We start from the raw sequence: 12,323 nt of genomic DNA on the forward strand, positions 1-12,323 counted from the left end.
GGATCTTCCCCGCCCGGCGCGCCCGGTAGGCTGACACCCGGGCCGTGACTGGCGCGCTGGGATGGGACAGACCATCAGGGAGCGGCCCGAGCGGTAAGAGTGCCGTGCGCCTGGGCCGAACGTGAACGCTGTACGCACACCGTCCGGAGGTCCCCGATGCCCGAGAACGCCGCCCCCCTCTCCACCGAGTCCACCGCCTTCCGCGCCGCCCTCGACGTGATCCGCGCCGTGGAGCCGCGCGTCGCCGACGCCATCGGCCAGGAGGTCGCCGACCAGCGCGGGATGCTCAAGCTGATCGCGTCCGAGAACTACGCCTCCCCGGCCACCCTGCTCGCGATGGGCAACTGGTTCAGCGACAAGTACGCCGAGGGCACCGTCGGCCGCCGCTTCTACGCCGGCTGCCGCAACGTCGACACCGTCGAGGCCCTCGCCGCCGAACACGCCCGCGAGCTCTTCGGCGCCCGCCACGCCTACGTCCAGCCGCACTCCGGCATCGACGCCAACCTCGTCGCCTTCTGGGCCGTCCTCGCCGACCGCGTCGAGGTGCCCTTCCTGGAGAAGGCCGGCGCCCGCCAGATCAACGACCTCACCGACGCCGACTGGGCCGAGCTGCGCCAGGCCTTCGGCAACCAGCGCATGCTCGGCATGTCCCTGGACGCCGGCGGCCACCTCACCCACGGCTTCCGCCCGAACATCTCCGGCAAGATGTTCGACCAGCGCTCCTACGGCACCGACCCCGCCACCGGCCTGATCGACTACGACGCCCTGCGCGCCCAGGCCCGCGAGTTCAAGCCGCTGATCATCGTCGCGGGCTACTCCGCCTACCCGAGGCTGGTGAACTTCCGGATCATGCGGGAGATCGCCGACGAGGTCGGGGCCACCCTCATGGTCGACATGGCCCACTTCGCCGGCCTGGTCGCGGGCAAGGTCCTCACCGGCGACTTCGACCCGGTCCCGCACGCCCAGATCGTCACCACCACCACCCACAAGTCGCTGCGCGGCCCGCGCGGCGGCATGGTGCTGTGCGACGACTCCCTCAAGGACCAGGTGGACCGCGGCTGCCCGATGGTCCTCGGCGGCCCGCTCCCGCACGTCATGGCCGCCAAGGCCGTCGCCCTCGCCGAGGCCCGGCAGCCCGCCTTCCGGGACTACGCCCAGCGCATCGTCGACAACTCCCGCGCCCTCGCCGAGGGCCTGACGCGCCGCGGCGCCACCCTCGTCACCGGCGGCACGGACAACCACCTCAACCTGATCGACGTCGCCACCTCCTACGGCCTCACCGGCCGTCAGGCCGAGGCGGCCCTGCTCGACTCGGGCATCGTCACCAACCGCAACGCCATCCCGGCCGACCCGAACGGCGCCTGGTACACCTCCGGCATCCGCGTCGGCACCCCCGCGCTGACCACCCGCGGCCTCGGCACGGCGGAGATGGACGAGGTCGCGGCCCTGATCGACCGCGTCCTGACCACCACCGAGCCGGGCACCACCAAGTCCGGCGCCCCGTCCAAGGCGAGCCACGTCCTGGACGAGAAGGTCGCCGACGAGATCGCCCACCGCGCCACGGACCTGGTGGCGGGCTTCCCGCTCTACCCGCAGGTCGACCTCGGCTGAAGAGCCCCGTAAGGGGCGCGGGGCCGCATGCGACATGCGGCCCCGCCGCGCGGGCGCGAGCAGCCACAGGCGGCCCGCAGTTCCCCACGCACCGAACCCTTCACACTCTCTGCGACAATGAAAAACATGGCTGACCGACCTCGCGTGCTCTCCGGCATCCAGCCCACGGCTGGCTCGTTCCACCTCGGCAACTACCTCGGTGCCGTCCGCCAGTGGGTGGCCCTGCAGGAGTCCCACGACGCCTTCTACATGGTGGTCGACCTGCACGCGATCACGGTCCCGCAGGACCCGAAGGAGCTGCGCGCCAACACCCGCCTGGCCGCGGCCCAGCTGCTGGCCGCCGGTCTGGACCCCGACCGCTGCACCCTCTTCGTGCAGAGCCACGTCCCCGAGCACGCCCAGCTGGCCTGGGTCATGAACTGCCTCACCGGCTTCGGCGAGGCGTCCCGCATGACCCAGTTCAAGGACAAGTCCGCCAAGCAGGGCGCCGACCGGGCCTCCGTCGGCCTGTTCACCTACCCGATCCTCCAGGTGGCGGACATCCTGCTGTACCAGGCCCACGAGGTGCCGGTCGGCGAGGACCAGCGCCAGCACATCGAGCTGACCCGGGACCTGGCCGAGCGCTTCAACGGCCGCTTCGGCGACACCTTCACGATCCCGAAGCCGTACATCCTCAAGGAGACGGCGAAGATCTACGACCTCCAGGACCCGACGGTCAAGATGAGCAAGTCGGCGTCCACGCCGAAGGGCCTGATCAACCTCCTGGACGAGCCGAAGACCACGGCCAAGAAGGTCAAGAGCGCGGTCACCGACACCGACACGGTGATCCGCTACGACGCCGAGAACAAGCCGGGCGTCTCCAACCTCCTGACCATCTACTCCACGCTCACCGGCAAGACCGTCGCCGAGCTGGAGCAGGAGTACGAGGGCAAGATGTACGGCGCGCTCAAGACCGACCTCGCCGAGGTCATGGTCGACTTCGTCACCCCGTTCCGCGAGCGCACCCACCAGTACCTGGACGACGCCGAGACGCTGGACGCGATCCTCGCCAAGGGCGCCGAGAAGGCGCGCGCCGTCGCCGCCGAGACCCTCGCGCAGGCGTACGACCGCGTGGGTTTCCTCCCGGCCAAGCACTGAGGCGTACGACCGCACGGGCCCGCGCGGGCAGAGCGCTGCACATCACTTCCGCCGCGCCTGCCCACAAGACACCCGTGGCCGTACAGTCGATGCCAACGGCCGGGTCCAGCCGGCCGAGACGACGACAGACGCGACGACAGGAGACGACGTGGGGACCGTAACGATCGGCGTGTCGATCGCGGTCCCGGAGCCTCACGGCAGCCTGCTCCAGGAGCGGCGCGCGGGCTTCGGCGACGCCGCGGCTCATGGCATCCCCACCCACGTCACGCTGTTGCCGCCGACCGAGGTGGACGAGGCCGACCTGCCCGCGATCGACGCGCACCTGACGGAGGTCGCCGCGGCGGGCCGGCCGTTCCCGATGCGGCTGTCCGGCACCGGCACCTTCCGGCCGCTGTCGCCGGTGGTCTACGTCCGCGTCGTGGCGGGCGCCGAGGAGTGCACCCGGCTCCAGCAGCGGATCCGGGAGGCGTCCGGGCCGTTGGCGCGGGACCTGCTCTTCCCGTACCACCCGCACGTCACCGTCGCGCACGGCATCGAGGAGGCGGCGATGGACCGCGCCTTCGAGGAGCTGGCGGACTACGCGGCCGAGTGGCCGTGCACCGGCTTCGCGCTGTACGAACAGGGCGCCGACAGCGTCTGGCGCAAGCTGCGCGAGTACACGTTCGGGGGGCTGGTCGTACCGACCCAGCCGGGGCACGCGCAGGTGCTCGCCCCGCGCGTCGCGCCGTGACCCGCCCGTAGCGCTACAGCGGAAGCCGCCGGAACAGCGCCCGGGGCGCGTGCCGCAGCGCCGTCGTCAGCAGGCGGAGGGAGCCCGGCACCCACACCGTCTCCGCGTCCCGCCGCAGGCCCAGTTCGACGGCCGTGGCCACCGCCTCCGGGGTGGTGGCGAGCGGGGCGCGCGGACGGCCCGCCGTGGCGCGGGTGCGGACGAACCCGGGGCGTACGACCATGACCCGCACGCCCGTCCCGTACAGGGCGTCCCCGAGCCCTTGGGCGAACGCGTCGAGGCCCGCCTTGCTGGAGCCGTAGATGAAGTCGGCGCGGCGGGCGCGTTCGGCGGCGGCGGAGGACAGCACGACGAGCCACCCCTGGCCCTGGGCCTGGAGGGCGCGGCCGGCGACCAGGCCCGCCGAGACGGCCCCGGTGTAGTTGGTCTGGGCGACCCGGACCGCGCGGACCGGGTCACGCTCGTCGTACGCCTGGTCGCCGAGGATGCCGAAGGCGAGCAGCACCATGTCGACCGGCCCCTCGGCGAAGACCTTGCCGAGGACGCCCTCGTGGGACTCGGGAGCGAGCGCGTCGAAGGCGACGGTGTGGACGTCCGCGCCGAGCGCCCGCAGGCTCCCGGCCGCGTTCTCCAGCGCGAGGGAGGGGCGCCCCGCCAGCCACACCGTGCGGGTGCGGCGGGCGATCAGCCGGCGCGCGGTGGCCAGCGCGATCTCGGACGTGCCGCCGAGGACGAGCAGGGACCGGGGCAGTTCGGTGGCATCCTTCATGACAGCCGACCGTATCGCCCCCATATGACCGTTCCGGCGGCGAAACGCGGTGTTGGCATTCCCGCGCAGCGGGCAGAGTCGGATCATGGACTGGCTGAAGAGGCTGCCCGGCATCGGGCCGATCGTCACCCGCCTGACGATCACCCACGCGTGGCGGTGTTACGAACGGCTGGACCGGGTGAAATGGGCCCGGCTGGCCGCCGCCATGACGTTCGTCAGCTTCGTGGCGCTGTTCCCGCTGCTGACCGTGGCCGCCGCGGTCACCGCCGCCGCCCTCAGCCCGGCCCGCCAGAAGGCCGTGGAGCAGCAGATCGCCGACCAGTTCCCCGGCCTGGCCGACGAGTTGGACCTGACCTCCCTGGTGCACAACGCGGGCACCGTCGGGGTCATCGCGGGCGCGGTGCTGCTGTTCACCGGCATCGGCTGGGTCGGCCAGGTGCGGGACTGCCTGCGCGCGGTGTGGGAGCTGCCGGACCAGGGGGAGAACCCGGTCATGGCCAAGGTGAAGGACACCGTGATCCTGCTCGGTCTCGGCGGCGCCCTGCTGATCACGCTCGCCGCGTCCACCCTCGCCTCGGCCGCCGTCGGCCTGCTCTCCCGGCAGTTCGGTCTGGACGAGCACGGCTGGGGCACCGTGCTGCTGCAACTCGCCGCGTTCGCCGTCGCCGTGCTCGCCGACTTCCTGGTCCTGCTCTACGTCCTGACCCTGCTGCCCGGGGTCGAGCCGCCGCGCCGCCGCCTGCTGGTCGCCGCACTGCTCGGCGCGGTCGGCTTCGAACTGCTGAAACTGCTGCTCAGCGGCTATGTCCAGGGGATTGCCGCGAAGAGCGTGTACGGCGCGTTCGGGGTTCCCGTGGCCCTGCTGCTGTGGATCAACTTCACCGCGAAACTCGTGCTGTTCTGCGCCTCCTGGACGGCGACGGGCAGCAAGGAGACCGAGGTCGCCGAGGTCACCGAGGTCAGGGACGGGTCCGGCGGCGCATCAGGTCCGGCAGCGGCCACCGGCGGTTGACCAGGAACACCCCGCCGCCGAGCAGCAACAGCAGCCCGCCCGCGATGGCCAGGGCGGTCCCGACGCCGCTGGAGCCGGAACCGGCGGGGGCGCTCGCCGCCGCCTTCGCCCCCGGCGCGCCGCCCGTGCCGGGCGACTGCTCCGGGCTCGCCCCGGCGGCGGCGCCGGCCGGCGCGGCGCTCCTGGGTGGCACCAGCTCGCCGACCGGGTTCACCTTGCCGACCGCCTGGAAGCCCCAGTCGAACAGCTTCGCGGTCTCCTTGTAGACCTCGTTGTGCTCGTGCTTCTCCGGGTTCATCACCGTGACCAGCAGTACCTTGCCGCCGCGTTCGGCCACCCCGGTGAAGGTGGCGCCCGCGTGGGTGGTGTTGCCGTTCTTCACGCCCGCGATGCCCTGGTAGACCGGCACGTCGCTGTCGCCGCTCAGCAGCCGGTTGGTGTTGCGGATCTCGGCCGAGCCGATCCTGGCGCTGACCGTCGAGCAGTAGTCGCGGAAGTCCTTCTTCTGCAGGCCCGAGCGGGCGAACAGCGTCAGGTCGTAGGCCGAGGAGACCTGGCCCGGCGCGTCGTAGCCGTCGGGCGAGACCACCCGGGTGTCCAGCGCCTGGAGCTCCTCGGCGTGCTTCTGCATGTCGTCGACGGTCTGCCGCACCCCGCCGTTCATCGCGGACAGCACGTGCACCGCGTCGTTGCCGGACTTCAGGAACACCCCGAGCCACAGATCGCGGACGGAGTAGGTGTCGCCCTCCTTGATCCCGGCCAGGCTGGAGCCGTCGCCCACGCCCTTGAGTTCGGCCGGTGCCACCTTGTGCCGGGTGTCCTTGGGGAACCGGGGCAGCACGGTGTCCGCGAACAGCATCTTCAGCGTGCTGGCCGGGGGCAGCGCCCAGTGCGCGTTGTGCGCGGCCAGGACCTGGCCGGACTCGGCGTCGGAGACGATCCAGGAGCGGGCGGTCAGGCCCTTGGGCAGCACCGGGACCCCGGGGGCGAGGTTGACCTGTGTGCCGGGCATCCCGAGCCGGGCGCCCCCGAGGGTGGACATCTGTGCCGGGGGCGTGGCCGTGGGGGTCGTCGTGGGGGCCGGGGCGGCCAGGGCGGCGGGCGCGGTGACGGCCAGGGAGCACAGCGTGGCGGAGACGACCGGCAGGGACCGCCGTGCACCCCCGGCGCGGACCCGGGCCCCGGACGGCGATACTGGACTCATGAAGCTCAGCCGCCCTGTCTCCTGGTTCCTGCTCGCCTTCGGGGTGTGGAGCTGGGTCATCTGGGTCACTTTCGTCAAGAATCTCGTCAAGGACAGCAGCGGGATGGCCTTCGACGACGGTCACCCGACCGCGTACTTCTGGGTGCATCTGCTGCTGGCGGTCGTTTCCTTCGTATTGGGGACGGTCATCGGCGTCATCGGGTTGCGCGGACTGCGCGCACTGCGCCGTAACTCATAGGCGGACACACGGAAACCCCCGTGCCCGAGGGAGGGCGCGGGGGTGTTCGGGCCGGGATGCGTCCGCTCAGTCGGACTTCTTCTGACCGGCCCTGATGATCTGCTCCACGTCGAGGGCGACCTCGGCACCGACCGAGTCGGGCAGCGTGACCGTCTCGCCGGGGGCGTGCACGCGGTGGCTGGTGTACTCGCTCCCGTCGGGTTCGGTGAGCACGTGGAGTCGCTGGTGCTTGCGGTCGACCACCATGTACACGGGCACCTTGGCCTCGGCGTACGCACCGACCTTGGTCTTCAGGTCGTCCCGCCAGTTGCTGGAGGTGACCTCCAGGACGAGGCGGAAGCAGACCGGGTCGTAGGCGTTGTTCTCGATGAAGTGGTCGTCGATGCCGGCGTCCACGACCACGAGGTCGGGGATGCAGTAGTCCTCGGCGCCGGTGGGGAGCTTGATCGCGACGCTCTGGAGGACCTCGGTCTCACCATCATCGAGGCCCGCGGCAATGAAGGGGCGCATGAGCTTGGTCAGAGCGCGGGCGTGCGGGGCATCCGGTGAAGGGGTCACGAGGAGGTGGCCTCCGATGATCTCGACGCGGTAGCCCGGATGGCGCTCCATGATCTCGTCGGCGATGGCCGTGAGGGAGAACGGCTCGTCGGCGTCGAAGGGCTGCTCGACGGATGCAGCGGACATCGCGTGCCTCCTCGGGGCTCGTGTCGAGAGCATCATCGTAGGCAGTCCACGGGACACGTGTCCCCTTCCCGCCTCTTCACCCGAAAGTGATCACCCGTTCTCCCGGCCCCCGCGCCCCGGGTCCGGCAGGACCCTCGTCATTCCCGGCAGGAAGTCCGTGAACAGCTCGTGGACCTCCATGACGAGGGGCCGCAGTACCCGGAAGCGGGCCAGGGCCACCCCGCGCGCGGTCAGCCGGGCCCCGCGCCGGGCCAGCCGGTAGCTGCGCTCGCGGTTCTCCGTGCGGTCGAAGATCCAGTACAGCACCAGGCCCATCTGCGACAGCCACATCAACTCCGGCAGGACGTCCCGCAGTTCCGGGGCCACCTTGGCCTTGGAGCCGGCCAGTACCTCCCGGTGCACGCTGATGGCCTGCTCGCGGGCGTGCTCGCTCTCCGGGGAGAAGGGGCTGAGCGGGCTGTCGGGGTCGGCGGCGTTCTTGAAGAACTGCACCGCGAACTCGTGGTACGGCCGGGCGATGTCCAGCCACGCGGTCAGCACTCCCGCGAGCCGTGCCTCCAGGTCGGTCTCCCGCTCCAGCACCGACCGGACCGCCGCCTGGTGCTCGGCGGCGATCCGGTCGTAGAAGCCCTGGATCAGGTGTTCCTTGCCCTCGAAGTAGTAGTAGGCGTTGCCGACGGAGACCCCGGCCTCCTTGGCGATGGCCCGCATGGTCGTCTTGTCGTAGCCGCGCTCCTGGAACAACCGCATGGCGGTCTCCAGGATCAGCGCGCGGGTCTGCTCGGACTTGCTGCTCTGGGGGCCGGCCGCCTCGGGGCCGTCGTTCTTCGCGGGCACGGTAGGAGCCTAACGAGTGGCGGGGCCGGCTCCCGCCCTGGACGGCGGTGCGTGGGTCGGGCCCGTGACCGGGTGGCAGGCCCAGGCGTCGGCCCGCTGGTAGGCGCGCCCGCCCCACTGGGTGCCCCGCCAGTCCGCCGCGGTGAGCACCGCGCCGCGGGCCGCCTTCGCGCCCGCCGGGCCGGCGAGCCGGTGGGCGAGCCGGCGGTGCTCGCGCAGCGCCCACAGCACGGTGATCCAGGCGCGCGGGCCCCGGTAGACCTGCCCGGAGTCGCCGACCACGGTGATCTCGTCACGGGTGACGGAGAGGTCCAGCCCGGGGAAGCGGGCGCGGGCCTCGGCCGAGCCGGCCGGCAGCAGCTCCAGCGGGACCAGCCGGGGCCGGCGCGCCAGCCAGTCGCGCAGGTGGACGCCCACGGGGGTCCGGTCGTCGTAGAGGACGGTCAGGGCGCGGACCGGGACGCCGGCGGCGGCCCGGCCCGGTGCGGGGGTCGTGGGGGTCACGCCGGTCACGCCCCGACCCGCGGCGCGATCCACTCCTGCGGCTGGACCGGGGGCACCGGCTCCCGCTCCAGCATCCCGCGCCGGCGGATCCGGTTGAGGACGTACACGTTGCCCAGGTGCATCGCGCCGAGGACCAGGAGGACCACGCCCAGCTTGGTCGACAGGGCCTCGAAGACGCCGCGGGTGTCCGTGATCGTGTCGTCATCGCTCAGGTACAGCGCCACGAAGCCGAGGTTGACGAGGTAGAAGCCGACCACGAGGAGGTGGTTGACGGCGTCCGCGAGCCGGTCGTCGCCGCGCAGTACGTCGGCCAGGAAGATCCGTCCGTTGCGGCTGAGCGTGCGGGCCACCCAGACGGTCAGCGCGATGCTGACGACCAGGTAGATGACGTAGGCGATGACGGTGCGGTCCATGCCCCACCCCTTCTTGAACGCGTTCAAAACGCTGACGGGGATGACTGTAGACCCATTTTTGAACGCGTTCAACCGAAGGTGGGGGCTCAGCTCCTGCGGGCCAGGGCCGGCCGTTTGGAGTAGTCCGTGAAGCCCAGGATGTTGCCCCAGGGGTCGGCGAACTCCACGGTCCAGCCGGTGGCTCCCTGGCTGATCTCGTCCAGCGGCGGGATCCCGGCGGCGGCCAGCTCCCGTGCCGCCGAGCGCGCGTCGGGCACCTCCAGCCAGACCCGCGGCGAGGGCCAGTGCGGCGGCTGGTGGCAGAGCCCCTCCTCGGCGCGCAGCAGGATGCCGGGCGTCTCCGCGCCGACCTTCAGCAGCGCGATCCCGGCCTCGTCCAGCCGGAAGCCCACGGTGAACCCGGCCCGCTCGTAGAAGGCGACGGCCTCGCCGAGGTCGCCGACGGGGAGCAGCACGTTGTCGAAGCCGAGCAGTTCGTACGACTCTTCGTCTGACATGTCGTCACATTAGGTTCCCGGTGCCCGTGAATCGAGGAGCCCCACCGAAGCGGACTTCGGCGGGGCCCGGCGGGGGCGGGGCGCGCGGCACATGCGCGAGGGCCCCGCTCCTGGACGGAGCGGGGCCCTTAGCGGTGCCTCGGCAGGGTCAGTAGCGGCGCGTGATCAGGGCGCGCTTGACTTCCTGGATGGCCTTGGTGACCTCGATACCGCGCGGGCAGGCGTCCGTGCAGTTGAAGGTCGTACGGCAGCGCCACACGCCGTCGCGGTCGTTGAGGATCTCCAGGCGCTGCTCGCCCGCCTCGTCACGGCTGTCGAAGATGAAGCGGTGGGCGTTCACGATCGCGGCCGGGCCGAAGTACTGGCCGTCGTTCCAGAACACCGGGCAGGAGGAGGTGCAGGCCGCGCAGAGGATGCACTTCGTCGTGTCGTCGAAGCGCTCGCGGTCCTCCGGCGACTGGTAGCGCTCCCGGGTGGGCTCGTTCGTCTCCTTGACGACCAGGAACGGCATGACGTCCCGGTACGCCTGGAAGAACGGCTCCATGTCCACGACCAGGTCCTTCAGGACCGTCAGGCCCTTGATGGGCTCGATCGTGATCGGCTTCTCGGGGTTGATGTCCTTGATCAGCGTCTTGCAGGCGAGGCGGTTCTTGCCGTTGATCCGCATCGCGTCCGAGCCGCAGATGCCGTGCGCGCACGACCGGCGGAAGGTGAGGGAGCCGTCGATGTCCCACTTGATCTTGTGCAGACCGTCGAGGACCCGCTCCTTGGGGTCGATCTCCAGCTGGAAGTCTTCCCAGGTCGCCTCGGCCGAGACCTCCGGGTTGAACCGGCGGACGCGGAAGGTGACCGTGATGTAGGGGGAGTCGGCGAAGCCGGGCTCGGGCCGGCCGGCCGCGTCCGCCTTGTCCAGAACAGGGGTAGCCATCAGTACTTACGCTCCATCGGCTGGTAGCGGGTCTGGACGACCGGCTTGTAGTCGAGACGGACGGTTTCCGAGCCGTCGGCGCCGACCTCGCGGTACGCCATGGTGTGGCGCATGAAGTTGACGTCGTCGCGGTTCGGGTAGTCCTCGCGGTAGTGACCGCCGCGGGACTCCTTGCGGGCGAGGGCCGAGACGGCCATGACCTCGGCCAGGTCGAGCAGGTTGCCCAGCTCGATCGCCTCAAGGAGGTCCGTGTTGAAACGCTTGCCCTTGTCCTGGATCGCCACGTTCTTGTAGCGCTCCCTGAGCTCGGCGATCTTCTCGACGGCCGTCTTGATCGTCTGCTCGGTGCGGAACACCATGACGTTGGCGTCCATGGTCTCCTGCAGCTCGCGGCGCAGGGTCGCCACCCGCTCGTTGCCGGTGGAGGTGCGCAGCCGCTCGATCTGCTCGACGACGAAGGACTCCGGGGCCTCGGGCAGCTCGACGAAGTCGGCCTTGGCCGAGTACTCGGCGGCGGCGATGCCCGCGCGGCGGCCGAAGACGTTGATGTCCAGCAGCGAGTTGGTGCCGAGCCGGTTGGCGCCGTGCACGGAGACGCAGGCGACCTCGCCGGCCGCGTACAGACCCGGGACGACCGTGGTGTTGTCCGCCAGGACCTCACCCTCGACGTTCGTCGGGATGCCGCCCATCGCGTAGTGCGCGGTCGGCTGGATCGGGATCGGGTCGGTGTACGGCTCGATGCCCAGGTAGGTCCGCGCGAACTCGGTGATGTCCGGCAGCTTGGCGTCCAGCTGCTCCGGCGGCAGGTGGGTCAGGTCCAGGTACACGTGGTCGCCCTCGGGACCGCAGCCGCGGCCCTCGCGGATCTCCGTGTAGATGGAGCGGGACACGACGTCACGGGACGCCAGGTCCTTCATGACGGGAGCGTACTTCTCCATGAAGCGCTCGCCGTCCTTGTTGCGCAGGATGCCGCCCTCGCCGCGGGCACCCTCGGTGAGCAGGATGCCCATGCGCCAGATACCGGTCGGGTGGAACTGGAAGAACTCCATGTCCTCCAGCGGGATCCCGCGCCGGTAGACCGCCGCCTGCCCGTCACCGGTGAGGGTGTGGGCGTTCGACGTCACCTTGAAGAACTTGCCGCAGCCGCCGGAGGCGTAGATCACGGCCTTCGCCTGGAAGATGTGGATCTCGCCGGTCGCCAGCTCGTACGCGACGACACCGGCGGACTTCTTGACGCCGTCGACCTCGGTGATCAGCTGGTCCAGGACGTAGAACTCGTTGAAGAACTCCACGCCCTCCTTGACGCAGTTCTGGTACAGCGTCTGGAGGATCATGTGGCCGGTGCGGTCCGCGGCGTAGCAGGACCGGCGGACCGGGGCCTCGCCGTGGTTGCGGGAGTGGCCGCCGAAGCGGCGCTGGTCGATGGTGCCGTTCGGGGTGCGGTTGAACGGCAGGCCCATCTTCTCCAGGTCGAGGACGGCGTCGATGGCCTCCTTCGCCAGGATCTCGGCGGCGTCCTGGTCGACCAGGTAGTCACCGCCCTTGACCGTGTCGAAGGTGTGCCACTCCCAGTTGTCCTCCTCCACGTTGGCCAGCGCGGCGGCCATGCCGCCCTGCGCGGCGCCCGTGTGGGAGCGGGTGGGGTAGAGCTTGGTCAGGACCGCGGTGCGGCTGCGCTTCGTGGCCTCGATGGCGGCGCGCATGCCCGCGCCGCCGGCGCCGACGATGACGGTGTCGTACTTGTGGATCTTCATGATTC

14 protein-coding genes and 1 riboswitch are annotated in these 12,323 nt (G+C 70.9%); of the genes, 5 read left to right on the forward strand and 9 right to left on the reverse strand.

Annotation, left to right across the window (positions count from 1 at the left end; translation table 11 throughout):
* Window positions 1-34: 34 nt before the first annotated feature.
* Window positions 35-123, forward strand: a riboswitch (ZMP/ZTP riboswitch).
* Between the two features lie 33 nt (window positions 124-156).
* The 3 genes from ABD350_RS22295 to ABD350_RS22305 all read left to right on the forward strand — a co-directional run bounded on the left by ABD350_RS22295 (window position 157) and on the right by ABD350_RS22305 (window position 3,478).
* A complete protein-coding gene (locus tag ABD350_RS22295; RefSeq protein WP_344350000.1) occupies window positions 157-1,611 on the forward strand; it encodes a glycine hydroxymethyltransferase in 1,455 nt (484 codons plus the stop codon).
* A gap of 117 nt (window positions 1,612-1,728) precedes the next feature.
* Window positions 1,729-2,748, forward strand: coding sequence for a tryptophan--tRNA ligase (gene trpS, locus ABD350_RS22300; RefSeq protein ID WP_382466899.1), 1,020 nt, complete (start codon window positions 1,729-1,731; stop codon window positions 2,746-2,748).
* Window positions 2,749-2,896: 148 nt separating this feature from the next.
* A complete protein-coding gene (locus ABD350_RS22305) occupies window positions 2,897-3,478 on the forward strand; it encodes a 2'-5' RNA ligase family protein (RefSeq protein ID WP_344350003.1) in 582 nt (193 codons plus the stop codon).
* Window positions 3,479-3,491: 13 nt separating this feature from the next.
* Here the strand turns inward: ABD350_RS22305 and dprE2 are convergent, their stop codons facing one another.
* Window positions 3,492-4,247 (reverse strand): decaprenylphospho-beta-D-erythro-pentofuranosid-2-ulose 2-reductase, encoded by a 756-nt coding sequence (gene dprE2 / locus ABD350_RS22310; protein ID WP_344350004.1) that lies wholly within the window; start codon window positions 4,245-4,247, stop codon window positions 3,492-3,494.
* Between the two features lie 85 nt (window positions 4,248-4,332).
* Between dprE2 and ABD350_RS22315 the strand changes: the two genes are divergently transcribed.
* A complete protein-coding gene (locus tag ABD350_RS22315) occupies window positions 4,333-5,259 on the forward strand; it encodes a YihY/virulence factor BrkB family protein (protein WP_344350005.1) in 927 nt (308 codons plus the stop codon).
* Here ABD350_RS22315 and ABD350_RS22320 read toward each other — a convergent pair.
* The gene (locus ABD350_RS22320; protein ID WP_344350006.1) at window positions 5,207-6,463 is read right to left on the reverse strand and encodes a D-alanyl-D-alanine carboxypeptidase family protein; all 1,257 of its coding nucleotides are present in this window, start codon (window positions 6,461-6,463) and stop codon (window positions 5,207-5,209) included. The two genes, ABD350_RS22315 and ABD350_RS22320, sit on opposite strands and share 53 nt — an antisense overlap.
* Between ABD350_RS22320 and ABD350_RS22325 the strand changes: the two genes are divergently transcribed.
* Window positions 6,462-6,701 carry an SCO4848 family membrane protein gene (locus ABD350_RS22325; RefSeq protein ID WP_344350007.1) on the forward strand — a complete coding sequence of 80 codons (240 nt, stop codon included), beginning with the start codon at window positions 6,462-6,464 and terminating at the stop codon, window positions 6,699-6,701. The genes ABD350_RS22320 and ABD350_RS22325 overlap by 2 nt on opposite strands.
* A 66-nt stretch (window positions 6,702-6,767) precedes the next feature.
* Here ABD350_RS22325 and ABD350_RS22330 read toward each other — a convergent pair whose 3' ends face one another.
* From ABD350_RS22330 to sdhA, 7 genes are all read right to left on the reverse strand, one after another.
* Window positions 6,768-7,385 carry a Uma2 family endonuclease gene (locus ABD350_RS22330; protein ID WP_344350008.1) on the reverse strand — a complete coding sequence of 206 codons (618 nt, stop codon included), beginning with the start codon at window positions 7,383-7,385 and terminating at the stop codon, window positions 6,768-6,770.
* A 90-nt stretch (window positions 7,386-7,475) separates the two neighbouring features.
* Window positions 7,476-8,222: a TetR/AcrR family transcriptional regulator gene (locus ABD350_RS22335; RefSeq protein ID WP_344350009.1), complete on the reverse strand. Its 747-nt coding sequence runs from the start codon at window positions 8,220-8,222 to the stop codon at window positions 7,476-7,478.
* A gap of 9 nt (window positions 8,223-8,231) precedes the next feature.
* Window positions 8,232-8,735 (reverse strand): thiol-disulfide oxidoreductase DCC family protein, encoded by a 504-nt coding sequence (locus ABD350_RS22340; protein WP_382466898.1) that lies wholly within the window; start codon window positions 8,733-8,735, stop codon window positions 8,232-8,234.
* Window positions 8,732-9,139, reverse strand: a complete 408-nt coding sequence (locus tag ABD350_RS22345; RefSeq protein ID WP_344350011.1) for a hypothetical protein — start codon at window positions 9,137-9,139, stop codon at window positions 8,732-8,734. Before ABD350_RS22345 ends, ABD350_RS22340 begins: the two co-directional genes overlap by 4 nt.
* 86 nt (window positions 9,140-9,225) lie before the next feature.
* Window positions 9,226-9,636 carry a VOC family protein gene (locus tag ABD350_RS22350; RefSeq protein ID WP_344350012.1) on the reverse strand — a complete coding sequence of 137 codons (411 nt, stop codon included), beginning with the start codon at window positions 9,634-9,636 and terminating at the stop codon, window positions 9,226-9,228.
* 148 nt (window positions 9,637-9,784) lie between these two features.
* The gene (locus ABD350_RS22355; RefSeq protein ID WP_344350013.1) at window positions 9,785-10,564 is read right to left on the reverse strand and encodes a succinate dehydrogenase iron-sulfur subunit; all 780 of its coding nucleotides are present in this window, start codon (window positions 10,562-10,564) and stop codon (window positions 9,785-9,787) included.
* Window positions 10,564-12,318: a succinate dehydrogenase flavoprotein subunit gene (gene sdhA / locus ABD350_RS22360; RefSeq protein WP_344350015.1), complete on the reverse strand. Its 1,755-nt coding sequence runs from the start codon at window positions 12,316-12,318 to the stop codon at window positions 10,564-10,566. Before sdhA ends, ABD350_RS22355 begins: the two co-directional genes overlap by 1 nt.
* Between the last annotated feature and the right edge of the window lie 5 nt (window positions 12,319-12,323).

Origin of the sequence: Streptomyces nogalater (genome assembly GCF_039532885.1) — a bacterium.
GTDB lineage: Bacteria > Actinomycetota > Actinomycetes > Streptomycetales > Streptomycetaceae > Streptomyces > Streptomyces nogalater.

Bases quoted from the DNA above. Each gene is read 5' to 3' on its own strand.
- ABD350_RS22355 (WP_344350013.1), bottom strand. From the start codon at position 10,564: ATGGCTACCCCTGTTCTGGACAAGGCGGACGCGGCCGGCCGGCCCGAG.
- ABD350_RS22330 (WP_344350008.1), bottom strand. From the start codon at position 7,385: ATGTCCGCTGCATCCGTCGAGCAGCCCTTCGACGCCGACGAGCCGTTC.
- ABD350_RS22345 (WP_344350011.1), bottom strand. From the start codon at position 9,139: ATGGACCGCACCGTCATCGCCTACGTCATCTACCTGGTCGTCAGCATC.
- trpS (WP_382466899.1), top strand. From the start codon at position 1,729: ATGAAAAACATGGCTGACCGACCTCGCGTGCTCTCCGGCATCCAGCCC.
- ABD350_RS22295 (WP_344350000.1), top strand. From the start codon at position 157: ATGCCCGAGAACGCCGCCCCCCTCTCCACCGAGTCCACCGCCTTCCGC.
- ABD350_RS22315 (WP_344350005.1), top strand. From the start codon at position 4,333: ATGGACTGGCTGAAGAGGCTGCCCGGCATCGGGCCGATCGTCACCCGC.
- ABD350_RS22350 (WP_344350012.1), bottom strand. From the start codon at position 9,636: ATGTCAGACGAAGAGTCGTACGAACTGCTCGGCTTCGACAACGTGCTG.
- ABD350_RS22325 (WP_344350007.1), top strand. From the start codon at position 6,462: ATGAAGCTCAGCCGCCCTGTCTCCTGGTTCCTGCTCGCCTTCGGGGTG.
- ABD350_RS22320 (WP_344350006.1), bottom strand. From the start codon at position 6,463: ATGAGTCCAGTATCGCCGTCCGGGGCCCGGGTCCGCGCCGGGGGTGCA.
- sdhA (WP_344350015.1), bottom strand. From the start codon at position 12,318: ATGAAGATCCACAAGTACGACACCGTCATCGTCGGCGCCGGCGGCGCG.
- dprE2 (WP_344350004.1), bottom strand. From the start codon at position 4,247: ATGAAGGATGCCACCGAACTGCCCCGGTCCCTGCTCGTCCTCGGCGGC.